The 22,651-nt window shown below is 62.8% G+C and carries 19 protein-coding genes; 10 read left to right on the top strand and 9 right to left on the bottom strand.

From position 1 onward, the window contains the following. On the bottom strand, positions 1–272 hold a 272-nt coding region (gene rpsL, locus QZY01_RS22685), incomplete at its 3' end, for a 30S ribosomal protein S12 (RefSeq protein WP_294541830.1). A gap of 668 nt (positions 273–940) precedes the next feature. Here rpsL and QZY01_RS22680 point away from each other — a divergent pair. The 4 genes from QZY01_RS22680 to tyrS all read left to right on the top strand — a co-directional run bounded on the left by QZY01_RS22680 (position 941) and on the right by tyrS (position 3,352). Beyond that, the gene (locus QZY01_RS22680; RefSeq protein WP_294541828.1) at positions 941–1,198 is read left to right on the top strand and encodes a type II toxin-antitoxin system prevent-host-death family antitoxin; all 258 of its coding nucleotides are present in this window, start codon (positions 941–943) and stop codon (positions 1,196–1,198) included. Next, positions 1,195–1,581: a type II toxin-antitoxin system VapC family toxin gene (locus QZY01_RS22675; protein ID WP_294541826.1), complete on the top strand. Its 387-nt coding sequence runs from the start codon at positions 1,195–1,197 to the stop codon at positions 1,579–1,581. Before QZY01_RS22680 ends, QZY01_RS22675 begins: the two co-directional genes overlap by 4 nt. A gap of 21 nt (positions 1,582–1,602) precedes the next feature. Next, positions 1,603–2,022 (top strand): secondary thiamine-phosphate synthase enzyme YjbQ, encoded by a 420-nt coding sequence (locus tag QZY01_RS22670; protein ID WP_294541825.1) that lies wholly within the window; start codon positions 1,603–1,605, stop codon positions 2,020–2,022. 70 nt (positions 2,023–2,092) lie between these two features. Then, on the top strand, positions 2,093–3,352 hold the full coding sequence (tyrS, locus tag QZY01_RS22665; protein ID WP_294541823.1) for a tyrosine--tRNA ligase: 1,260 nt from the start codon (positions 2,093–2,095) through the stop codon (positions 3,350–3,352). A gap of 58 nt (positions 3,353–3,410) precedes the next feature. On the opposite strand, the gene QZY01_RS22660 is transcribed toward tyrS, so the two are convergent. Both QZY01_RS22660 and QZY01_RS22655 read right to left on the bottom strand, forming a co-directional pair. Further along, positions 3,411–4,442: an enoyl-CoA hydratase/isomerase family protein gene (locus tag QZY01_RS22660; protein WP_294541820.1), complete on the bottom strand. Its 1,032-nt coding sequence runs from the start codon at positions 4,440–4,442 to the stop codon at positions 3,411–3,413. Between the two features lie 101 nt (positions 4,443–4,543). Further along, positions 4,544–6,526, bottom strand: coding sequence for an acyl CoA:acetate/3-ketoacid CoA transferase (locus QZY01_RS22655; RefSeq protein WP_294541818.1), 1,983 nt, complete (start codon positions 6,524–6,526; stop codon positions 4,544–4,546). A gap of 678 nt (positions 6,527–7,204) precedes the next feature. On the opposite strand from QZY01_RS22655, the gene QZY01_RS22650 reads away from it, so the two are divergent. From QZY01_RS22650 to QZY01_RS22630, 5 genes are all read left to right on the top strand, one after another. Then, entirely contained in the window at positions 7,205–8,467 is a 1,263-nt protein-coding gene (locus QZY01_RS22650; RefSeq protein ID WP_294541816.1) for a nucleotide sugar dehydrogenase, read from the top strand. Positions 8,468–8,545: 78 nt separating this feature from the next. Beyond that, the gene (locus tag QZY01_RS22645; RefSeq protein ID WP_294541814.1) at positions 8,546–9,820 is read left to right on the top strand and encodes a glycosyltransferase family 4 protein; all 1,275 of its coding nucleotides are present in this window, start codon (positions 8,546–8,548) and stop codon (positions 9,818–9,820) included. Positions 9,821–10,241: 421 nt separating this feature from the next. Beyond that, positions 10,242–12,407, top strand: a complete 2,166-nt coding sequence (locus QZY01_RS22640; protein ID WP_294541811.1) for a type I secretion system permease/ATPase — start codon at positions 10,242–10,244, stop codon at positions 12,405–12,407. Further along, on the top strand, positions 12,404–13,891 hold the full coding sequence (locus QZY01_RS22635) for an HlyD family type I secretion periplasmic adaptor subunit (protein ID WP_294541809.1): 1,488 nt from the start codon (positions 12,404–12,406) through the stop codon (positions 13,889–13,891). Before QZY01_RS22640 ends, QZY01_RS22635 begins: the two co-directional genes overlap by 4 nt. Positions 13,892–14,014: 123 nt before the next feature. Continuing rightward, on the top strand, positions 14,015–15,118 hold the full coding sequence (locus tag QZY01_RS22630) for an NAD(P)/FAD-dependent oxidoreductase (protein ID WP_294541807.1): 1,104 nt from the start codon (positions 14,015–14,017) through the stop codon (positions 15,116–15,118). Between the two features lie 62 nt (positions 15,119–15,180). Here QZY01_RS22630 and clpA read toward each other — a convergent pair whose 3' ends face one another. From clpA to QZY01_RS22610, 4 genes are all read right to left on the bottom strand, one after another. After that, the gene (gene clpA, locus QZY01_RS22625) at positions 15,181–17,592 is read right to left on the bottom strand and encodes an ATP-dependent Clp protease ATP-binding subunit ClpA (RefSeq protein WP_294541805.1); all 2,412 of its coding nucleotides are present in this window, start codon (positions 17,590–17,592) and stop codon (positions 15,181–15,183) included. Positions 17,593–17,602: 10 nt separating this feature from the next. After that, positions 17,603–17,947 (bottom strand): ATP-dependent Clp protease adapter ClpS, encoded by a 345-nt coding sequence (gene clpS / locus QZY01_RS22620; RefSeq protein ID WP_294541834.1) that lies wholly within the window; start codon positions 17,945–17,947, stop codon positions 17,603–17,605. Between the two features lie 258 nt (positions 17,948–18,205). Next, complete coding sequence (locus QZY01_RS22615) at positions 18,206–18,475, bottom strand: hypothetical protein (RefSeq protein ID WP_294541802.1); 270 nt, start codon at positions 18,473–18,475, stop codon at positions 18,206–18,208. 81 nt (positions 18,476–18,556) lie between these two features. Further along, positions 18,557–18,898, bottom strand: a complete 342-nt coding sequence (locus QZY01_RS22610; protein WP_294541800.1) for a phasin family protein — start codon at positions 18,896–18,898, stop codon at positions 18,557–18,559. Between the two features lie 419 nt (positions 18,899–19,317). On the opposite strand from QZY01_RS22610, the gene QZY01_RS22605 reads away from it, so the two are divergent. Next, positions 19,318–21,102, top strand: a complete 1,785-nt coding sequence (locus QZY01_RS22605) for a serine hydrolase (RefSeq protein ID WP_294541798.1) — start codon at positions 19,318–19,320, stop codon at positions 21,100–21,102. A gap of 75 nt (positions 21,103–21,177) precedes the next feature. On the opposite strand, the gene QZY01_RS22600 is transcribed toward QZY01_RS22605, so the two are convergent. Further along, positions 21,178–21,906, bottom strand: a complete 729-nt coding sequence (locus QZY01_RS22600) for a DnaJ domain-containing protein (RefSeq protein ID WP_294541796.1) — start codon at positions 21,904–21,906, stop codon at positions 21,178–21,180. 11 nt (positions 21,907–21,917) lie between these two features. Continuing rightward, positions 21,918–22,631: a VWA domain-containing protein gene (locus QZY01_RS22595; protein ID WP_294541794.1), complete on the bottom strand. Its 714-nt coding sequence runs from the start codon at positions 22,629–22,631 to the stop codon at positions 21,918–21,920. Positions 22,632–22,651: the final 20 nt, after the last annotated feature.

The following is a 22,651-nucleotide window of genomic DNA, read 5'->3' as shown; positions in this document are numbered from 1 at the left end:
GGCAAATCCTTGACGCGGCCGCCGCGGATCATCACCACGGAATGTTCCTGCAGGTTATGGCCTTCGCCCGGAATATAGCCGATGACCTCGAAACCATTGGTCAAACGAACCTTCGCGACCTTGCGCAAAGCCGAGTTCGGCTTCTTCGGCGTGGTCGTGTAGACGCGCGTGCAGACGCCGCGCTTCTGCGGGCTCGCCTGCAGATGGCGCGATTTCTCGCGATAAATTTTCGGTTGCCGCGGCTTGCGGATCAACTGGCTGATTGTCGGCATCCATCGCCCTTCCGAAGCGAGCAGTGAAACGATTTTCCCCGGATGCGGCGATTGTGTCGCCGGTCCGGCCATCTCGCCATTGGCTGCAAGAGCCTATGGCGAAACGAATGAGCGCCTTCAGCCTGTGGGGCATCCGGCGCTGAAAGACAGAGGAACAACGCGATGCGCGCCATTCGTGTCGATGAACGATCCCCCGAGGGAACCGATTGACTTGTCAAGTCGCAATGCTGGTCAACAGCGTTTAGACTGCCTGGGTTTCCGGCGAGGCGCCAAAAACATGCCCGTCTACGGCCTGTCTGAAGTGCGCGGAACATAGGGGCGGGATTTTGCGCCGTCAAATGGTTTTTGGAGAAATCTGTCGAAAAAATGCGGTTCCGCAGTGAAATCGACCGCTTTGGAAAGGCGAATTTAAGCTTTCGGCTGGATTGCCCGCGCGGAGCGACGCATCTTCGAGTGGATCGGCGTTTCCATCGCCGAATCGGTGGGGAAAGTCACTTGCCATTAGCGCAGGGAATACGTTCGCGTGGGCGAATTGCGAATGGGTCGATGACTCAACCCTGATGGAAGGCTTATTTGGAAACGCCTTGTGCGGAGGCGCAGCGCCGGATCGCCTTGAAATGGTCCATTGGTTGGTCTATTATTGTTAACGATCGCCTAAGGGAAATGCCATGCGCGTAACGGTGACCGAAGCAAAGGGGCAATTGACGGAATTGGTGCGCCGCGCCGAGGCGGGAGAGGAGATTATTCTGACGCGCCACGGCCGTCCAGCCGTCAGGTTAACCCCAGTCCAGAGCGTGCTCAGTCCCGATAAACGACTTGCGCTGCTCGATTTATTGTCATCCAAGGCATCCGCAAAGGCCTCCGACGGCCCGACTGCGGCGCATAGTCAGGACTTTCTTTACGACGAGGACGGACTGCCGAAATGATCGCGGTCGACACTTCTGCGTTGATGGCGATCCTGAAGCGCGAGCCTGAGGGCAATGTATGTTCGCAGGCGCTCGCCAATGCTGGGCGAGTGCTGATTTCCGCCGGAACGGTCGCCGAGGCGCTGATCGTCGCAGGCGGGCGCGCCAATATCGCCGCTGAAATGTTGAGCCTGTTTTACCTGTTCGATTGGGAGATCGTCAGCGTCACCTCAGATTCGGCGCATCGGGTCGCCGAGGCCTACGCCAAGTGGGGAAAAGGCGTCCATTCTGCGGGGCTTAATTTTGGCGATTGCTTCGCTTATGAAGTCGCCAAGACGAATGATTGTCCCTTGCTTTTTGTCGGCAATGATTTTTCCCAGACCGATGTGACGGCGGCGATCTGATCCCATGAAAAGGCGGACGACATGAAATCCTACCGCAAGGAACTCTGGTTCGATACGCCGGGCCGCCGCGCCCTCGTCAATATCACGCCGCAGGTTGAAGCCGCCTTGCGCGAGAGCGGCGTGCAGGAAGGTCTGGCGCTGGTCAACGCCATGCACATCACCGCCTCGGTGTTCATCAACGACGACGAGAGCGGGTTGCATCACGATTATGAAGTCTGGCTGGAAAAGCTCGCGCCGCATGAGCCGGTCGCCTCCTATCGCCATAACCGCACGGGCGAGGACAATGCGGACGCCCATATGAAACGCCAGATCATGGGCCGCGAGGTGGTGGTGGCGATCACCGCCGGAAAACTCGATTTTGGGCCGTGGGAGCAGATTTTCTATGGCGAATTCGACGGCGGGAGGAGGAAGCGGGTTTTGGTGAAGATCATCGGAGAATGACGCCGCTTGTTCCGGCCGCCTTGCGCCCTGGGCTTCAAAAATCTAAACCTCGCGCAAAGCCGAGGATCAAATGACCCCCTTCCAACCCCAATCAGAATTTCTGCGCACCCTTTCCGCGCGAGGGTTCATCCATCAATGTTCCGACCTCGAAGGGCTGGACAGGAAGGCGCTTTCCGGCGACCTCATCGCCTATATCGGCTTCGACTGCACCGCCGCCTCGCTGCATGTCGGCTCGCTGCTGCCGATCATGATGCTGCACTGGCTGCAAAAGTCCGGCGGGAAGCCGATCGCCCTGATGGGCGGCGGCACGACGCGCGTCGGCGACCCGTCCGGCAAGGACGAAAGCCGCAAGATGCTGACTGTCGAGCAGATCGAAGCCAACAAAAGGTCGATCCAGAAAATTTTCGAGAAATTTCTGACCTTTGGCGCGGAAAAGACCGACGCCTTGCTCAGCGACAACGCGGAATGGTTGTGCAAGCTCAACTACATCGACTTCCTGCGCGACGTCGGCCGGCATTTTTCCGTCAACCGCATGATGGCGATGGATTCGGTCAAGCTGCGGCTGGAGCGCGAGCACGAGCTGTCCTTCATCGAATTCAACTACATGTGCCTGCAAGCCTATGATTTCGTCGAGCTGAACCGCCGCCATGATTGCGTCTTGCAGATGGGCGGCTCGGATCAATGGGGCAATATCGTCACCGGCCTCGATCTCGGCCGGCGCATGGGCACGCCGCAGCTTTACGCGTTGACCTCGCCGCTGCTGACCACGGCCTCGGGCGCGAAAATGGGCAAAACCGCCGCCGGCGCGGTCTGGCTCAACGCCGACATGCTGCCGGTCTACGATTACTGGCAATATTGGCGTAACGCCGAGGACGCCGACGTCGCAAGGTTCCTAAAGCTGTTCACGACCTTGCCGCTCGACGAGATCGCCCGGCTGGCGGCGCTCCAAGGCGCGGAAATCAACGAGGCGAAAAAAATTCTCGCCAACGAGGCCACCGCTTTGCTGCATGGACGCGCCGCCGCCGGCCAGGCCGCCGAGACCGCGCGCAAAACCTTCGTCGAGGGCGTGGTGGCGCAGGACCTGCCAAGCGTCGCAATCGCCGCCGCCGAGGTCGCGGCGGGCCTGGGCGTGCTGTCGGCCTTTGTCAAGGCCGGCCTGACGCCCTCGACCGGCGAGGCGCGGCGCCAGATCAAGGGCGGCGGGCTGAAGCTCAACGATGCGACCGTGACCGACGAGCGCTACGTGCTGGGCGCGGTCGATTTTGCCTGTGACGGCGTCGCCAAGCTTTCGGTCGGCAAGAAGAAACACGTGCTGCTCAGGCCGGAGTGAGTGCAAGACCTCAGACTCTCGCGCCGCGTCGCGTCGCTTCGCCGTTGCGCGGACCGCCTCAGTCGCTGTCCACGAAATAGGCGTCCACGGTCGCCTCGGAGACGTCTTCGAGCCGGGCCGGCGACCATTTCGGCTTGCGGTCCTTGTCGATCACCGCCGCGCGAATGCCTTCGCGCATGTCGTGACCGCGCATGATGTGGGTGGCCGCCGTCAACTCCATCGCCAGACAGGGCGCGAGCTTGCCATATTGCCGGCCCTTGCGCAGGGCGCGCAGGGTAATTTTGAGCGAGGTCGGCGAATTGCCGCGAATTTTCTGCAAATCCTCCAGCGATTGGGGTTCGCCCCCCGCCTCCAGCCGCGCGCAGATTTCCTCGACGCTGTCGGACGCATAAGCGGCGTCGATCCGCTGGCGGTCGTCGGCCAGTTGGCCAGGCGCGGGCGGCGTCGCCAGCGCCCGCAGCCGGCTCGCGACATCCTCCGTCGTGCGGCAGTCGCTCAGCAGCCGGGGCAGATCGGCGAGCCGCGCATTCTCGATATGCACATCGGCGAGGCCGAGGAAAAGCGCGTCGGCGGCCCCGATGCGACCGGCGGTCAGCGCCAGCTGGGTTCCGCCTTCGCCGGGCGCCTGCGACAAGAGATAGGAGCCGCCGACGTCGGGCAGGAAGCCGATACTGGTCTCCGGCATGGCGATGGTGGTGGTCTGCGTGACGATGCGATGCGAGCCGTGGGCGGAAAGGCCGATGCCGCCGCCCATGACGATGCCGTTCATCACCACGACGACGGGCTTGGAATAATCGGCGATGGCCTGGTTGAGCGCATATTCGTCGCGCCAGAACGCCGCCGGCCTCGGATCGCCGGCCAGCATGGCCTCGTATATGTCGCGAATATCGCCGCCGGCGCAAAAGCCGCGCTCGCCCGCCCCCCGAATCAGCACGAGATGAACGGAAACGTCGGCGCTCCACGCCGCCAGCGCCGACGCGATGGTCCTTACCATGCCATGGGTCAGCGCATTGATCGCCTTGGGGCGATTGAGCGTGATGAAGCCCACCCCTTCGGCGACATCGACCAGAACTTCCGCTTCCGCATTCATGCCGGCGACCTGCCAATTCTCGTTTGCCCGGGATCACCTAAACCGACCCGGGGCGCCGGCTCAACCCGGTCGAACTGCCTACATATAAAATGGCGTCGATCTCAGCTCTGCGCCTCTTCTTCCGAGCGTTCGTAAATATGCGGCGCAACCCCGCGCTTGCTCAGCGCCGCGCCCAGTTTGGCGCGCAGGAAGCCGCTGGTGGTATAGCGGGTGACCTCGCTGTAATAGGCGTCCATCAGACCCCGCACCATGTCGGAATAGTCGTCGAGCAATTCCGGCATGATGACGAATTTGTCGTAGTTGACCACCGCGCTGACCTTGCGCCCGAGCGGCGCGAGAATCGATTGCACCAGCAGCCTGATGTTCTCGATATCCGCCTTGCTGCGCACCGAATAGCGTTCGAGATTGACGAAGAACAGGCCCTTGCTCGCGTCCCAGTTGAACCTCTGCTCGATCGGCAGGCTCAGGAGATCGTCGCGCAGCCCCATCGGCTTGTCGGCGAAAATCCGCGCATCCATCAAGGCGGGATCGCGCGCGACGATCGGCTTGAAATCCATATGGGACAGAATATCGCGCTCGATATCGACGCCGGGCGCCACTTCGATCAGCTCTATCCCGTCCTCGCGCAGGGCGAAGACGCAGCGTTCGGTGACGTAGAGCACCGGCTGCTGGCGCGAGAAGGCGATCTTGCCGGAAAAGGTGCGGTGCTCGACCTCGGCTACGAATTTGCGCGACTTGCCTTCGCGCAAAATCGCCAATTTCCCCTCCTTGAGCGCCACTTCGAGATTGCCGGCGGTGAAGGTGCCGACGAAAATCACCTTCTTGGCGTTCTGGCTGATATTGATGAATCCGCCGGCGCCGGCCAGTCGCGGACCGAATTTCGACACGTTCAGATTGCCGCTGCGGTCGGCCTGCGCCAGCCCCAGAATGGCGAGGTCGAGGCCGCCGCCATCGTAGAAGTCGAACTGATAGGGCTGGTCGATCACCGCCTGGGTGTTGACCGCCGCGCCGAAATCCGTGCCGCTCGCCGGAATGCCGCCGATGACCCCGGGCTCGGCGGTCAGGGTGAACAGATCGATGATCTTTTCCTCGTTGCCGACGGCGGAGACGCCTTCCGGCATCCCGATGCCGAGATTGACGACGCTGTTGGGCTTGAGCTCCAGGGCGGCGCGGCGGGCGATGATCTTGCGTTCGGACATCGGCATGACCGGCAGGGCGCCGGCGCGCACGCGGATTTCGCCGCTATAGCCCGGATTATATTGGGTGGAGAAGGTCTGCCAGTGGTTTTCGGGCTTGGCCACCACCACGCAATCGACGAAAATGCCGGGAATTTTCACCTGGCGCGGATTGAGGCTGCCGCTTTCGGCGACCCGCTCGACCTGGGCGATGACAATGCCGCCGGAATTATGCGTCGCCATGGCTATGGCCAGCGATTCGAGGGTCAGCGCCTCTTTTTCCATGGTCAGGTTGCCGTCGGCGTCGCCGGTGGTGGCGCGGATGATGCCCACATCGATGGGAAAGGCGCGATAGAACAGATATTCCTTGCCGCCGATGATCATCAGCTCGACGATATCCTCGGTGGTCCTGGCGTTGAGCTTGCCGCCGCCGTTGCGCGGATCGACGAAAGTGCCGAGGCCGACGGCGCTGATATGGCCGGGCCGATGGGCGGCGATGTCGCGAAACAGATGCGAGATCACGCCCTGCGGCAGGTTATAGGCCTCGATCAGGTTGGAGGTGGCCAGCGCTTGCAGTTTCGGCGCAAGGCCCCAATGGCCGCCGATGATCTTCTTGACCAACCCCTCATGGCCGAGGTGATTGAGGCCGCGTTGCTTGCCGTCGCCCTGCCCCGCCGCATAGACGAGCGTGAGGTCGCGGGGCGCGCCGGCCACTTCCGGTTCGCTGGCGCTGCCCTTCAGAAAGCGCTCTTCCAGCGCCATGGCGATTTCTTCGGCGAAACCAATGCCGACGAAGCCGCCGGTGGCGAGGGTGTCGCCATCCTGGATCAGCCGGACCGCCTCGGCGGCGGTGACGACCTTGCCGAGTTCGGAAGCTCTGAGATAGGGCAGCGCGGGATGGTTGGGCATTTTTCTCCCCCTTGTTAGCGATCGGATGGCGCCGCGCCGCGACAGGCAAGACCCGGCCTGCGTTCCGGCATGAACCGATGCGGAAAAGGCGCGGGAATTGAATTTCCAGGACCGGCGCCGGCCGAGTTCGACGGCGGCAAATGCGGCAAACGGCCCGCATCGCCCCGAACAGCGCCAGGGCCGACTATCCAGATCATCGTTTCCTCCGCCTGTTGGCGCCCGTTCGTTCGACGACGGGAAGTCCTTGGCCCGGATATGAACACGGCCCGACGACGGGCGAAAGGCGGTTTCTCATCCGTGTCCGGAAAATTTTGCGGCCAATCGTCGCCGGGCGCGTCGCGCGGCGGCGACCGGCGAAACATTCGAGCACCGGTTGTTGACAGAAAAGGCGCGAAAAAAATCCCTTAAATCGCGCCGGGTTCCTCGGCATCGCAAGAACCAAGGGCCGGGACGAATTTTGCTTTTGCCGCGAAAATTGACAAGTTTGGCTTGTATCGTGGTCCAGTTCGATTTATGTGCTTGGCAGCTTAGTATCTGAAATCTTGGATTTTTCGGCAATTCCGCGACCTTTCGCGCCGAGACGCAGCCGAGCGCCAGCCGTCCTTCGACGCTGTCGGCAGATTGTCGGAAAAGTCCGGGAAAACGCCTTTAGCCCACCTAACCTGATGCGAGCCTTCGATGAAAATTGCAATTTACGGTTTGGGATACGTCGGACTTACCGCCGCCGCCTGCCTGACTTCCGAGGGGCATTGGGTGCTCGGCGTCGATGTCAGCGAACGCAAGGTCAAGGAAGCCAATTCCGGCAAGTCGCCGATCCAGGAGCCGGGTCTCGAGGACCTGCTTTCCAAGGCGGTCGCCGGCGGCCTGCTGCATTGCACGACCGACGGCTCGCAGCAACTCAACCAATGCGACCTGGCGATCGTCTGCGTCGGCACCCCGAGCGGCGTCGACGGGTCGCACAACATGACCTATATCGCCGAAGTGTCGCGCCAGATCGCCACAGCCGTCGATCCCAAACGCCAAACGCCGCTGACCGTCGTCTATCGCTCGACGATTCGTCCCGGCACGATCGAGGAATTGATCAAGCCGATTTTCGAATCGACGCTCGGCAAGAATTTCAGCTGCATCGAACTGGTCTATAATCCCGAGTTCCTGCGCGAAGCCTATGCGATCAACGATTATTTCAATCCGCCGAAAATTGTCATCGGCACGGTCGACAGCCTGCCCAACCCGCGCATGGAAGAATTGAACAAGAACATCAAGGCGCCGGTTTTCTATACGAAATATCGTGAATCCGAGATCACGAAATTCGTCGACAACACGTTTCACGCGGTAAAAGTGGCCTTCGCCAACGAAATCGGCCGAGTCTGCACGCAGCTCGGCATCAGCGCCAGCAAGATGCATGAAATCTTCATCTCCGACACGAAGCTGAACATTTCGCCCTATTATTTCCGGCCGGGCGGCGCTTTCGGCGGCTCCTGCCTGCCCAAGGACGTGCGCGCGCTGCAATATATTGCGGCGGATGTCGGGGCCAACACCCGCCTGATCGACGCCCTGCTGCGCTCCAATGAAGCCCACAAGCATTTCCTCTACGAACAGGTGACGGCGGACCTGCCGCCGGGCGGATCGGTGCTGATGCTTGGCCTGGCGTTCAAGAAGGAAAGCGACGACCTGCGCGAAAGCCCGAAAGTCGACATGGCGCGCAAATTGCTGAACGCCGGATACAAACTTTCGATCTATGACCCCTATCTCCATCCACAACAGCTGATCGGGCAGAATCTCGGATACAGCTTCCTGCATCTGCCGACCCTGCCGGATCTCCTCGTTTCGGCGGAAACCATCGCAACCCAGACCTATGATGTCGTCGTCGACATGAGCGGCATGGCGGCAGGACTGACCCTCAATTGCGGCAAACTCCTCAATCTCGACCGGCTTTCCTGAAATCTTTCGCGTTTCATGCGAACCGCGAAAGACTCCCGATTGCCTTTCTTGCACGCCGCTCCACGGAGAGCCTCAAACATGCGTGAGAATATCTCCCTGCTCCACAGCGCGAACCTCACCCCGACCGACGCGACCGGCGCCGAATCCCGGTCCGACTCCGCGACTCCGCTGGCCGGGCGGAAAATCCTGATCATCGTCGAGAATCTGCCGCTGCCGTTCGACCGCCGCGTCTGGCTGGAGGCGCGGACGCTGAAGGCCGCCGGCGCCGAAGTCTCGATCATCTGCCCGACCGGCAAAGGCTACGAGACGCTCGAAGAGGACATTGAGGGCGTCCATATCTACCGGCACCCGCTGCCGGTGGAAGCGGCCTCTGCGGGCGGCTATCTGCGCGAATATCTCGCCGCCCTGACCGCCGAGACGCGGCTGGCCTGGAAGATTTTCTTCCAGCGCGGGTTCGACGTCATCCAGGGGTGTAATCCGCCCGACCTGATTTTCCTCGTCGCGCTGCCCTTCAAATTGCTCGGGCGCAAATTCATCTTCGACCATCACGACGTCAATCCGGAGCTTTACGAGGCGAAATTCGGACGTCGGGACTTTTTCTGGCGCCTGCTCAATCTCGTCGAGCGCCTGACCTTCATGACCGCAGATGTCTCGATGGCCACCAATGAAAGTTACCGCGCCATCGCCATCCGGCGCGGCAAGATGGACCCGGACAAGGTTTTCGTCGTTCGTTCCGGCCCGGAAATCGAGCGCATCAAGCCGGTCCCGCCCAATCCCGCCTGCAAGCGCGGACGCCGCTACCTGGTCGGCTATGTCGGCGTGATGGGCGACCAGGAGGGCATCGACCTGCTGCTGGAATCGGTTCGCCACATCGTCCACGATCTCGGCCGGACCGATATCCAGTTCACCCTGGCCGGATCGGGTCCAAGCGTCGACGCGCTCAAGGAGCTCAGCCGCAAACTCAAGGTCGACGACTATGTCGCCTTTTCCGGACGCGTCCCGGACGCCGAACTGTTCGAGTTGCTTTCGACCGCCGACGTCTGCGTCAATCCCGACCGCGTCAACGCCATGAACGATCTATCGACCATGAACAAGATCATGGAATATATGGCTTTCGCCAAGCCCATCGTCCAGTTCGACGTCGCCGAAGGCCGTTTTTCGGCGCAAGACGCCTCGCTTTACGCCGACAAGAACGACCCTGTCGATTTCGCCGACCGCATTCTCGAACTGCTGGGCGACGACGACAAACGCCGCGAAATGGGAGAATACGGGCGCAAGCGGGTCGTCGAGGAACTGTCCTGGGCGCGCCAGCGTCCCGCCCTGCTTCAGGCCTACCTCACCGCCCTCGCCTGAGCTTATTTCACAAGTTTCTGATTTTTCAAGTATTTCTCCATCGGGCCCGCTATTTGTGCTAGCGTGCCCTTTATTGATGCGCTGGGCGTCATGATCGGTGGCGGGCCAGCGAGGCCGCTTTCAAACTTGAGCCGGCAAAAAAGTTTAACCTAGGTCAATTCCGCGGCCTCGCGACGCGATATAATCTGGTCTTTTGGATCGTGAACTTTTCATAGACACAACCTGAGATAGTATTGGGCTGTCGTTGACCATCGGCCCGTGAAATGGACCGATGGGTTGCGCCTGCTGGAGCGGCGCCGTCCGGCCGGGCGTCGCGAGACGGCAGTCGTCAGGGACGCGGCGGACGCCGGCAAGCCGGAAGCCCCATAACAAGGGTCCAGGACAAGGTTATCCTGGGCAATGGCATAACGAGGCGATCGATTTGAACCAGAACGTTGACCCCAACCCCTCGCAGGAGCCATTGCGCCATTCGGGTTTGCGGGCCTTGTGCGGCATCGCCGCGTTTTATCGGATCGCCGCCGATCCTGGCCATCTGGCCAAGGAACAGGCGCTGTCCGCCGATGAGGCCAGCCCCCGCGATCTGATCCGCGCGGCCATATCCATCGGGCTCAAGGCCCGCATCGTCGAAAATCCCTCGGCGGCCCGCCTGGCCGGCGCGCCGGTTCCCGCGATCCTGCGGCTTAAGGGGGGCGGCTACATCATTTTCGGCGGCGCCGCGGCGGGCGAGAAATGGCGCGTCGTCGATCCCGTCACCCACATCGCCCGCGAACTGCCGCTCGAAGAATTGCGGGCGGAGATCGAGCCGGAGCTGATCCTGGTCGCCCGCCATTTCAGCGGCGCCGGCATCGATCCGCGCAGCTTCGGCTTTCTGTGGTTCGCGCCCTCGCTATGGCGTTATCGCAAGCCGCTCGCCCATGTGCTGATCGCCTCGTTCTTCGTGCAGATTTTCGCGCTGGTGTCGCCGCTGTTCTTCCAGGTGGTGATCGACAAGGTGCTGACCCATCGCGGTTATTCGACCCTGTTCGTGCTGGTCGGCGGCCTCGCCCTGATCGGCCTGTTCGACGTGGCGCTGCAATATCTGCGCTCCTACGCCCTGTCGCACACCACCAATCGCATCGACGTCGAACTGGGACAGCGGCTGTTTCGTCACCTGACCCGGCTGCCGGTCTCCTATTTCGAGACGAGGCCGACCGGCCAGACCGTGGCGCGGGTGCGCGAACTGGAGACGATCCGCAATTTTCTCACCGGACAGGGCCTGTTTTCGGCGCTCGACCTGTTCTTCACCTTCGTCTTCATCGCCGTGCTGTTCGCCTATTCGTGGAAGCTGACGCTGATCGTGCTGGCGACCATCCCGCTCTACATCGCCATCGCGGCGCTGACCCGCCCGCTGTTGCGCGAAAAGCTCAACGAAAAGTTCAATCGTGGCGCGGAAAGCCAGCAGTTTCTGGTCGAATCCATCGTCGGCATGCAAACCATCAAGGCCGCCTCGGTGGAGCCGGTGGTGGCCCAGCAATGGGAGGAACGGCTCGCGGCCTATGTCCGTTCCGCCTTCGGGACCGCCATGCTCGGCGCAAAGGGCCAGAACGCCATCCAGTATATTTCGAAACTCTCCACCGCCCTGTTGCTGCTGTTCGGCGCCAAGGCGGTGATCGACGGCGAACTGAGCGTCGGCGAGTTGGTCGCCTTCAACATGATCGCGGCGCAGGTGGCGCAACCGGTGCTGCGGCTGTCGCAACTGTGGCAGGATTTCCAGCAGGTGCAGATTTCGGTCGAACGGCTCGGCGACATTCTCAATTCGCCGGTCGAGCCGACCCCGAAAGTGCGCGCCCAATTGCCCCCGCCGCGCGGCAAGATCGAGTTCCGCAATGTCTCCTTCCGCTATCGCCCCGATGCGCCGCAGGCGCTAAAGCAGGTCTCGCTGCGGGTCAAGCCGGGCACGGTGATCGGCATTGTCGGCCCGTCGGGCTCGGGCAAATCGACCCTCACCAAGCTCATCCAGCGATTCTATATTCCGGAAGAAGGACAGGTGCTGCTCGACGACGCCGACCTCGCCCAGGTCGATCCCTCCTGGCTGCGCAGCCATATCGGCGTGGTGCTGCAGGAAAACCTTTTGTTTCACCGCACCATTCACGAGAATATCGCCTTGGCCAACCCGGCCCTGGCGCGGCCGCAGGTGATGGCGATCGCGCGGCTCGCCGGCGCCGACGAATTCATCGGCAAATTGCCCAAGGGCTATGACACGATGATCGAGGAGCGCGGCGCCAATCTCTCCGGCGGCCAGCGCCAGCGCATCGCCATCGCCCGGGCGCTGGCGACCAATCCGCCGATCCTGATCTTCGACGAGGCGACTTCGGCGCTCGATTACGAGAGCGAACGGATCATCCAGCAAAACATGCGGCAGATCGTGCAGAACCGCACGGTGTTCATCATCGCCCACCGCCTCGCGGCGGTGCGCGAGTGCGACGTCATCGTCGGCATGATCGACGGACGGCTGGTCGAAGCCGGATCGCACGCCGAATTGCTGAAAAATCCCCAGGGACTTTATGCGCGTCTGTGGGCGATGCAGAACGAACGGGCGGAAGCATGAGCGAAGTCCAGGAAACCAGGCAAGCCAAAGAAGCCAGGGAAGCCAAGGAAGCCCCGGCTGCGCCGGTCGCGCGCAAACCGCAACCCTTCGTCGCCGACCGGGAATTTTTGCCGGCCGATCTGGAAATACTGGAAACGCCGCCCTCGCCGGTGCGGATGGCGCTGATCCTGCTGATCGGCGCGCTTGTGGTCTGCGCCCTGGTATGGAGCTGGTTCGGCCGTCTCGACATCGTCGCGGTGGCGCAGGGCAAGATCCAGCCAGCCGGCCGGGTCAAGGTGATCCAACCGCTGGAGGCCGGCAAGGTCGCGGCGATTCGCGTCGAAAACGGCCAGCAGGTGAAGGCCGGCGACGTGCTGATCGAAATGGACGCCGGCGATGCGCGGGCCGAGGAGGCCGACGCCCAGGCCGCCTACAACGCCTATGGCGCCGAGGCGCTTCGCCGAAACGCCGCCGTCGCCGCCGCCCAGGCGCGCAAGCTGGCGCCTCCGCCGGCGATCGACTGGCGTCCCGAGATGCCGCAACCGATCCGCCAGCGCGAGGAACAAGTGCTGTCCGGCGATCTGGCGCAACTTTCCGACGCCGTCGCCAGCTTCGACGCGCAGATCCGCCAGAAGGAAATCGAGCGCGACCGCCTGAGCGCCACCATGGCGTCGCAAAGCCAGTTGATCGCGACGCTACAGGAGCGCGTGGACATGCGCTCGTCGCTGGTCCAGTCGGGTTCCGGCGCGAAGTCGGCGCTTATCGACGCCAAGGAGACAATGCTATATCACACGGCGCAACTGTCCACCCAGCAGGGCCAGCGCGACTCGGCCATCGCCAATCTCGACGTGCTGGCGCGCGACCGCGACAAGACTTTTTCCAATTTCATCGCCGAAAACGGCCAGAAACTCGACGAAGCGCAAAGGCAGGCCGACGGCGCGCGCGAAAAGCTGGTCAAGGCCAAGCTGAAGTCGGAGCGCATGGACCTGCGCGCTCCAATCGATGGCGTTGTCTACGGGCTTTCGGTCAGCACCATCGGTCAGGTGGCGGGCAGCGGCGAGGAATTGATGCGCATCGTGCCGGAAGGGGCGACGCTGGAAATCGAATGCTATCTGGCCAACAAGGACGTAGGCTTCGTCAAGCCGGGCCAGGCGGCCGTGGTCAAGATCGAATCCTTCCCCTTCACCCGCTATGGCACGCTGGAGGCGACGGTCGAACGGGTGGCGAGCGACGCCATCCCCGAACCCGAGGCGCAGCAGGCGGAAGGCGATTCGGCGCGCCGGCAGAAGGAAAAAACCTTCGGCGGCGGCCAGCGCACGCAAAATCTGGTGTTTCCGGTGACGCTGAAACCTTCGCGCACCAAAATGAACATCGACGGCCAGACCATCCCGCTGACGCCCGGCATGGCGGTCAGCGTCGAAATCGCCACCGGCAATCGCCGCATTCTGGAATATATCTTCTCGCCGCTGGTCGAAACCGCCTCGCAGGCGATGAAGGAAAGATAGGCGGCGACCTTTTGCCGGAGGTCCTGACCTTCGGTAATACCCGGACTCTGAAGTCGTGACTTCCGAGTCCCGGTCAGGCGCGAATCCGCAGCCGGGCGCGCGCTAGGAAAAAGGAATAGACTTTTGGAAGCGGAGGCGGTCGTCATTGGCGCCGGCGTGGTGGGGCTGGCGGTTGCCCGCCGACTGGCCGAGGCCGGGCGCGAACTCATCGTGCTGGAGGCCGAAAACACCATCGGTTCGCAAACCTCCTCGCGCAATTCCGAGGTGATCCATGCGGGACTTTATTATCCCCGGGACAGTTTGAAGGCCCGGGCCTGCGTCGCTGGCCGGAAAAAACTTTACGCCTATTGCGAATCGCGGAAAATTCCGGCGCGCAACATCGGCAAATTGATCGTAGCGGCCGCGCCGGCGCAAGAGGCCCGTCTCGCCGGCCTGTTGCGTCAGGGCCTGGAGAATGGCGTTGACGACCTGCGCTGGCTCGATGGCGCGGAGGCGGCGCGGATCGAGCCGGAAGTCCGCGCCCACGCCGCCCTCCATTCGCCCTCGACCGGAATTATCGACAGCGCCGCTTTGATGCTGTCGCTTCAGGCGGATGCCGAAAATAGCGGCGCCCAATTCGCGTTTCGCAGCAAGGTGACGCGGATCGACCGCTCGGGCGGGCGTTTCGCCGTCTTTACCGAGGATAGCGCGAACGAGCCGCTGCTCTGCCGGATTCTGGTCAATTGCGCCGGCCATGGCGCCCATGGCGTCGCCCGCGCGATGGAAGGTTACCCATCGGAACTGGTCCCGCCGCGCTTTCTCGCCAAGGGCAATTATTGCTCGGTTTCGGGCCGCTCGCCGTTTTCGCATCTCGTCTATCCCCTGCCCGCGCCGGGGAGCCTCGGCGTGCATGTGGCGCTCGACCTCGCCGGAAACATGCGGCTGGGCCCGGACCTGCACTGGGTGGACGAGCTCGATTATCGGCCGACGCCGGGCGTCGAGCCGGCTTTCCGCGACGCCGTCGCACAGTTCTGGCCGGGGATTCTTTCGCGCGACATTGCCGTGGCTTCCTGCGGCGTCCGGCCGAAAATCGGCGGGCCGGGCGAGGCGGCCGCCGATTTCCGCCTCGACGGGCCGCGCCGCCATGGGATCGGCGGCCTTGTTCATTGTTTCGGGATCGAATCGCCCGGCCTGACCTCGTCGCTGGCGCTGGCGGACCTGATCGCGGCGCAACTCGGGGCGGAATAAAAAGAAGGCGCCGCCGGAACTCACCGGCGGCGCCTTCGATGATCGGCCTGCGCCCGTCCGGTTCACACCGGCTGGGCGGTTTCCTTCGGCTTCCTGCGGGCGCGCACTTCCGGCTCGGCGCGCACTTTCTTGCGGCCGGCCTCGACGATCTCCTTGTCGGGACGCGGCAGCACCGGCCCATCGGGGAAGACGAACACCAGTTTCGATTCCGACCCCTCGCCGGCGACCACCACCCGCACCGTTCCGCCGTTCTTGAGCCGGCCGAACAGCACCTCGTCGGCCAGCGGCGTCTTGATATGGGTCTGAATGACCCGCGCCATCGGCCGCGCGCCCATCGCCTGATCATAGCCGCGCTCGATCAGCCAGAGCCGGGCCTCGTCGGAAAGTTCGATCGCCACATTGCGGTCGGCCAGTTGGACTTCGAGCTGCATGACGAACTTGTCCACCACCTTGGCGATGACCTCGGTGGGCAGATGGCTGAACGGCACGATGGCGTCGAGCCGGTTGCGGAATTCCGGCGCGAACATCCGGTTGATCGCCTCGACGTCCTCGCCGCTGCGCTTGTTCTGGGTGAAGCCGAAGCTCGCCCGCGCCATGTCGGCCGCGCCGGCGTTGGTCGTCATAACCAGGATCACGTTGCGGAAGCTGATCTGCTTGCCGTTGTGATCGGTCAGCTTGCCGTGGTCCATCACTTGCAGCAGGATGTTGTATAGGTCGGGATGGGCCTTTTCGATTTCGTCGAGCAGCAGCACGCAATGCGGATGCTGGTCGACGGCGTCGGTCAGAAGCCCTCCCTGCTCGAAGCCGACATAGCCGGGAGGCGCGCCGATCAGCCGGCTGACCGTATGGCGCTCCATATATTCCGACATGTCGAAACGCACCAGTTCGACGCCCAAAGCCTTCGCAAGCTGGTTGGCCACTTCGGTCTTGCCGACGCCGGTGGGACCGGAGAACAGGTAGGAGCCGATCGGCTTTTCCATGTCGCGCAGACCGGCGCGGGCGAGTTTGATCGCCGAGGTCAACACGCCGATGGCCTCGTCCTGGCCATAGACCACCCGACGCAGGGTCGTATCGAGATGGCGCAGCACCTCCGCGTCGTCCTTGGACACGGATTTGGGAGGGATCCGCGCCATGGTCGCCACGGTCGCCTCGATCTCCTTGACGCCGATGACGCGCTTGCGGCGATTTTCCGGCGTCAGCATCTGCGCCGCGCCCGATTCGTCGATCACGTCGATGGCCTTGTCGGGGAGCTTGCGGTCATGGATATAGCGCGCCGAAAGCTCTACCGCCGCCTTCACGGCCTCCTGGGTGTAGCGCAGCTTGTGATATTCCTCGAAATAGGGCTTCAAGCCCTTGAGGATCTCGATGGCGTCGGGGATCGACGGTTCGTTGACGTCGATTTTCTGGAAGCGCCGCACCAAAGCGCGGTCCTTCTCGAAATATTGCCGGAATTCCTTGTAGGTGGTCGAGCCGATGCAGCGCAGCCCGCCCTGGGCCAGCGCCGGCTTGAGCAGGTTAGAGGCGTCCATCGAACCGCCGGAGGTCGCCCCGGCGCCAATCACGGTGTGGATTTCGTCGATGAACAAAATCGCCTTCTTGTGCTGCTCGATCTCCTTCATCACCTGCTTGAGGCGTTCCTCGAAATCGCCGCGATAGCGTGTGCCGGCAAGAAGAGCGCCCATGTCGAGCGCATAGACCGTTGCGCCGCGCAACACCTCGGGAGTCTCGCCCTTGACGATCTTGCGGGCCAGACCCTCGGCGATCGCCGTCTTGCCGACGCCGGGATCGCCGACCAGCAGCGGATTATTCTTCTGGCGGCGGCACAGGACCTGAATGGTGCGCAGCACTTCAGGCTCGCGCCCGATCAGCGGATCGATCCGCCCATCCTTCGCCTTGTGGTTGAGGTTTACACAGTAAGCCTCTAATGCGGTTTCCTTTTTCTTGGGTTCCTGATCCTTGCTCTCACGCGCGCCTTCCGACCTTTCGGTCTCTTCCTCGGCGCCGCGCGGCGTCTTGGACGGGTCGTTGAGACCGGGGCGCTTGGCGATGCCGTGGCTGATGTAATTGACCGCATCGTAACGCGTCATTTCCTGCTCCTGCAGGAAATAGGCGGCGTGGCTCTCGCGCTCGGCGAAAATCGCGACCAGCACATTGGCGCCGGTGACTTCCTCGCGTCCGGAGGACTGCACATGGATGACCGCGCGCTGGATCACGCGCTGGAAACCGGAGGTGGGCTTGGGGTCCTCGTGCAATTCAGTGGTCAGGTTGTCGAGTTCATGCTCGATGTAACCGACCAGGCTCTTGCGCAAAGCTTCGACATCGACCGAACAAGCGCGCATGACGGCTGCGGCTTCCGCGTCGTCCAGCAGGCTCAACAAGAGATGTTCCAGCGTCGCATATTCATGCCGGCGCTCGGAGGCTACGGCAAGAGCGCGGTGAAGAGTCTGTTCGAGGTTGCGCGAGAAAGACGGCATAAGTTCTGCCTCACTTCTTTTCCATGACGCATTGCAGCGGATGCTGATGCTTTCGGGCGTGATCCATCACCTGGGTCACTTTGGTGTCAGCTACTTCATAGGTATAAACGCCACATTCGCCGACTCCATTATTGTGCACCTGCCACATGATGCGATTGGCGTCGTCGATATTTTTATGGAAATAGGTGCATAATACGGCAATGACGAAGTCCATGGGCGTGTAATCGTCATTGAGCAACAGGACACGATACATCGAAGGCCGCTGGGTCTGGGTCTTCGTCCGGGTAATGACAGCCGTCCCCGATCCGGATCCCTGGCCGTCGCCCGGAGGTTTTTTTCCGCCTTTCGCCGCCAAAACCCGCGCCGCGCTCGCGGGCAAAGGTCCAACCGATCCGCCGACGATCGGCGCCGGTCCGGTCTTCTGCGCCGGTTCGGCGTTGCGCCCCGGTTCATTTTTTCGCCCGGGTTGAGTCTTCTGCCTGAACAAGACCGTCCTCTCCTCAAGATCGAAAAACGTGGCGCTGGCGCCCGACTCCTATTCTAGGCGTCCAATTCGCGTTTAATTTAGGCGCCAAGGGAAATTTTTGGAGAGGCGCCTGCTCCATCATGCAATTTATGCGCCGAACACCGACTCCGCCAGTACCGCCGGAAATTTTATTCGAAATTCCAGCCTGCGCCCGAATTCTTGCCCCAAACTCTTGCCCCAAACTCTTGCCCCAAACCGGTCTGCGCCGGCCCGTGCAATCCTTCGCAACGGGCGATAGCCAAATATACGCGAAAAAAAAGGGCAAAGTTCAAAAAAGCGAAAGCGGATTCCACAGCGCCGGGTTCCGTCGCGAATCGAAAAAGCAAAAGCCCGGTCGAAAAGACCGGGCTTGAGCATGTCGCATCGAACTAAGCAGGAACGACCCATCCGGTAAAACGCTCCGGGACGCGGGCTTACCAACCAGAGCCGGCCTGAAAATCAGTTGGCCGACGCCTTGACCTTGGCGAACGCGGATTCGACCGGCTTGAAAGCTTCCTTGGCGACGTTGGTATAGAGTTCGCCGAGCTTGGTGACCTGGGCGACAAAACCCTCATAGGATGTCTTGGCGAATTCCTGCTGCAACGCGATGGCTTCGTTCAGTTCCTTGACGGCGAGAAGCTTTTCGACGAAAGCCGAACCGCTTTCGACCGACTTCTTGGAATAGTCGGTGGTTTCGACGGCGATCGCCTGGAGCTGCTTGGAGACTTCGGTCGCGGCCGCCTGGACGGCTTCCAGCTGCGCCTTGCCGAAGTTCTGGTATTCCTCAAAATTGATAGCCATTTGGACACCTTCGGATAAGAACCGCCCGGCGGTTCTGGTTGGGGCCGCGTGGCGGCCGAAAATACGAGCAAGCGTTCTCCCCCCCGCTCGATAACCATAATCTATATGCGCTGCACAAAAAGTCAATCGATTTTGCTGCACTGCAATATTGTTTTTGCCTCCGCAGGCCTTTCCCGCCCTCCGACGCAGACTTTATCGCCCCTCGACTTGGCCTCTTGGCGCGTCGGCGCCGCCCGGCGAATTTCCTGGCAACGCTCTGCGCGATTTAGCCGCAGTCGGCCTGCTTTTTAACCGCCGGGTAACCGCGTTCCCTTAGTGTTGGCTCATGTTCGCGTCGTAACGCCGCCGTATGCGGCGCGGCGACCTCACATGCCGGACGGCGATCGGGTTCGTCCGGTCGAAAATCGGGATTGGTTTGTATGTTCAAGCGTAGCGTTCAAGGCCGCTTTGCGTCGAGCGCGGCCCTGCCGGCCCTTGTTGTCGCTCTCATCGGGGCGAGCGTCGCGACGCCCGCCGAGGCGCGCCATCATCATCGCGGCCACCGGGTCGCCTATCACGCCCACATCCGTCACCACGCCCATCACGGCCCTCGCCGCCTCCAGGCCGCCGTCGGCGGCGTCGGCGCCAGCGCGGCGATCGTCGTGGACGGCGCCACCGGACGCGTCCTCTATGGCATGAACGAGGATGCGCCGCGCCATCCGGCTTCCGTCACCAAGGTGATGACGCTTTACCTGCTGTTCGAACAGCTCGAAAAAGGCCGCTTTTCGCTCGACAGCGAAATCCCGATCTCCGCCCATGCGGCGGCGCAGGCGCCCTCGAAACTGGGGCTGCGTCCCGGCCAGAGCATTCGCGTCGAGGACGCGATCAAGGCAATCGTCACCAAATCCGCCAATGACATCGCCGTCGCGGTCGGCGAAGCGGTCGCCGACGGACCGGAAAGCGAGTTCGCCGAGTTGATGACGCGCAAGGCCCATGCGCTTGGCATGACCCACACGCTTTATCGCAACGCCTCGGGCCTGCCCAATGACGAGCAGATCACCACCGCCTCCGACCTGGCGCTGCTCGGGCGCGCCATTCAGGATCGGTTCCCCCGATATTACCGCTATTTCTCGATCCACGAATTCGCTTATCGCGGCCAGCGCATTCACAACCACAACCGTCTGATGGACCGCTGCGAAGGCATGGACGGCATCAAGACCGGCTATACCGCCGCCTCGGGTTTCAATCTTCTGTCCTCGGTCAAACGGGACGGCCATTACATCGTTTCGGTGGTGATGGGCGGGAAATCGGCGCGCGCGCGTGACAATTTCATGGACGCCCTGATCGAGGACCATATCCAGGAGGCCGGCGCCTGGCGTCCGGGCGCCCGATTCGCCGAGCAGGATCCGCCCGCCGCGGCCAGACCGCAAAGCGTGGCTCAAGAATCGGCGCCAGGCGCTTCCCAAGGCGCTTCCCAAGGCTGGTCCCTCTGGCCGAAAGCCTCCCGTGAAGACGAGGAGCGGGCCGTGCAAAAGGAAGCAGCGCGAGGGGAGCCCAAGGTCGCCCCTCCGGCGCCGGCGCCGGTCGAACGGGTCGCCGCGGCGGACAAGGGCGCGCTGCTGCCCATCGCCGCGCTCAGCCCGACGCCGCGTCCGCGCCCTGCCTATGTATCGGCCATGGCGCAAGGCGACGCCGACGATCCGCGCGGCGCCACCGCTTCGATCCCCCGCCATGTTACGACGACCGACGGTTCGACCCTTCATCAGGGCCGCCCGGGCAGCGGCTCCGCGACTCCAGCCGCCACGCATCTGATCCCCGGCCCCTCCGCCAAGACGGCCTATCGCGCCGCGACCCGTTTCGAGCCCCCCGTCAAATCCGATGCCGCAAGCGAAAACAAAGCGGATTCCAGGACGCAAGCCAAAGGCAAGGCCGACCAGGAGACCGTCGTTCAGGCCCGGCAGGCGACTGGCAAACCCGCGGTTCCCGGTTGGGTCATCCAGATTGGCGCCACCGACGACGCCGACAAGGCGGCGGCCCTGCTCTCAAAGGCCAGAAGCCAGCACGGCGCGGCGCTCGGCGCGGCCCGGCCCTTCACCGAAATGATCCGCAAGGGCGGCGGCACGCTTTATCGCGCGCGCTTCGCCGGGCTTGAGGAATCCAAAGCCGAAGCCGCCTGCAAGGCGCTGAAAAATTCCGGCTTCAATTGTTTCGCCACCCGAAACTGAGCGGCGTTTTCGCCCGGCGTTCGGTCCGCCGGGAAGATGAGTTGAAAAGTTCGTTTGCGTATCTTGTGGAGCGTATCAACCGTGTCGACGCAACAGCCTGTCCTTGGCCTGATTGATCCGGGCCGCATCGTCCGTCGTCCCCCCGTGGTCGGGATGGCGTTCCTTCATGAGGCGCCGGTGCGCCCGGATAATTTCCTGCGCGCTCGCGCCCGCACGAAGACCGAGCGTCTCATAAGCTTCCTGCTCGCTCATATCGCCGGAGCCGAAACCGCCGCGCCGCGTCCTTCCCCGCGCGTCCGCGTCACCCTCTCCTGCCGCGCGCCATCCGGCAAAGCGGCGGTCGAAATAAGCCTCTAGCAGGCGCGCGGATTCGCCATCCCGGCCGAGGCAGTCGCGATAAAGCCGGTCGCAATCCTCGCGCGGCATCGCCGATAAGCTGAGGCCCGCGAAAGGCCCCGCCAGCACCTCGCCATCGATGTCCCCGGTGACGAGGTCCAGCGTCATCTCCAGCAAGCCGGTGCGAACCCGCGACATTTGCCGCGCCTTCTGCCGTTCGGCATAAAGATCGGCGAATTTGCGCCAGCTGAATTTCTCGCCGGCGAAAAAATAAAACGACAGGCCGCCGAGTCCCGCCGCGAGGCCCAGCCGGCCGCGCAGCAGCAACAGCAGGGCGGCGGCCAGCGCCATCGCGCCGCCGCTGTTGCGCATTCCCGCCGCGACCTGCGCCGGCGAGGCGCGTCCCAGCATTCGCAATCCATAGACGCAGAGAACCAGCGCCAGCAGGCCGATCAGAAGAATGGGCATCACGTCTCCGTTTATTTCATTTGCCCGAGCAGCAATTTCGCCTCGGCCTCGCCCCGCTTCGCCCTCGCCTCCAGCGCCGCGAAACCGCCGGCGGCATAGGCGGCGGCCGCCTTGAGCAGCCCGGCGAGCCGGCCGGCTGCGCCCGCATCGAAGGCGGCATAGGCGCCGCCGGTGATCCGCGCCAGATCCTTGAAACAGGCGGCGACCTGCGCATTGCCGCCTTCCTGAAAAAAGAAGCCCTTGACGCCGCGCAGGCCGAGTTCGCCGGCGATGCGCGCCAGATCGTCGGGCTTTTCCTCCATCGCGTCGCCGATGAAGACAAAGGCTCCGACCGGCCCCTCGGCCTGCTCGGCCTTGACATGGCGCAGCACCTTGGCGATCTGGGTCTGGCCGCCGCGCACCGAGATTTTCGACATGACGCCGGCGAGCCCGGCGCCGTCGCGCACAAAGCGCGAGGCGCGGCATTCGCCGAAGCCGCGAAAATAGACGAGCTGGATGTCGAGGCCGCCGCAACCGGAGGCGGCGGAAAACATTTCCGCCTGAAGTTTTTGCGCCAGATCCCAGCTCGGCTGCCGGCTCATGGTGGCGTCGAGCGCGAAAATCAGCCGGCCGCGATCCGATATCGTCCGAACCGGGACATTTCGCGCCTTTTCAAGAAAATTCTCGACCTGGCGCTGCCGCTGCGCCGCCATGGCCGCGCCCTGCCGTTCGATCTCGCTGACCATTTTTCCTCCGCCGGCCTCGC

The sequence above is a fragment of the uncultured Rhodoblastus sp. genome (assembly GCF_903903185.1).
In the GTDB taxonomy this organism is placed as follows: Bacteria; Pseudomonadota; Alphaproteobacteria; order Rhizobiales; family Beijerinckiaceae; genus Rhodoblastus.
This window is presented reverse-complemented; position numbering and strand designations above follow the sequence as displayed.

What these genes read in the sequence shown, in the direction of transcription:
- QZY01_RS22680 (WP_294541828.1), top strand. Translation starts at nt 941, where the DNA reads ATGCGCGTAACGGTGACCGAAGCAAAGGGGCAATTGACGGAATTGGTG.
- QZY01_RS22675 (WP_294541826.1), top strand. Translation starts at nt 1,195, where the DNA reads ATGATCGCGGTCGACACTTCTGCGTTGATGGCGATCCTGAAGCGCGAG.
- QZY01_RS22670 (WP_294541825.1), top strand. Translation starts at nt 1,603, where the DNA reads ATGAAATCCTACCGCAAGGAACTCTGGTTCGATACGCCGGGCCGCCGC.
- tyrS (WP_294541823.1), top strand. Translation starts at nt 2,093, where the DNA reads ATGACCCCCTTCCAACCCCAATCAGAATTTCTGCGCACCCTTTCCGCG.
- QZY01_RS22660 (WP_294541820.1), bottom strand. Translation starts at nt 4,442, where the DNA reads ATGAATGCGGAAGCGGAAGTTCTGGTCGATGTCGCCGAAGGGGTGGGC.
- QZY01_RS22655 (WP_294541818.1), bottom strand. Translation starts at nt 6,526, where the DNA reads ATGCCCAACCATCCCGCGCTGCCCTATCTCAGAGCTTCCGAACTCGGC.
- QZY01_RS22650 (WP_294541816.1), top strand. Translation starts at nt 7,205, where the DNA reads ATGAAAATTGCAATTTACGGTTTGGGATACGTCGGACTTACCGCCGCC.
- QZY01_RS22645 (WP_294541814.1), top strand. Translation starts at nt 8,546, where the DNA reads ATGCGTGAGAATATCTCCCTGCTCCACAGCGCGAACCTCACCCCGACC.
- QZY01_RS22635 (WP_294541809.1), top strand. Translation starts at nt 12,404, where the DNA reads ATGAGCGAAGTCCAGGAAACCAGGCAAGCCAAAGAAGCCAGGGAAGCC.
- clpA (WP_294541805.1), bottom strand. Translation starts at nt 17,592, where the DNA reads ATGCCGTCTTTCTCGCGCAACCTCGAACAGACTCTTCACCGCGCTCTT.
- QZY01_RS22615 (WP_294541802.1), bottom strand. Translation starts at nt 18,475, where the DNA reads ATGCTCAAGCCCGGTCTTTTCGACCGGGCTTTTGCTTTTTCGATTCGC.
- QZY01_RS22610 (WP_294541800.1), bottom strand. Translation starts at nt 18,898, where the DNA reads ATGGCTATCAATTTTGAGGAATACCAGAACTTCGGCAAGGCGCAGCTG.
- QZY01_RS22605 (WP_294541798.1), top strand. Translation starts at nt 19,318, where the DNA reads ATGTTCAAGCGTAGCGTTCAAGGCCGCTTTGCGTCGAGCGCGGCCCTG.
- QZY01_RS22600 (WP_294541796.1), bottom strand. Translation starts at nt 21,906, where the DNA reads ATGCCCATTCTTCTGATCGGCCTGCTGGCGCTGGTTCTCTGCGTCTAT.
- QZY01_RS22595 (WP_294541794.1), bottom strand. Translation starts at nt 22,631, where the DNA reads ATGGTCAGCGAGATCGAACGGCAGGGCGCGGCCATGGCGGCGCAGCGG.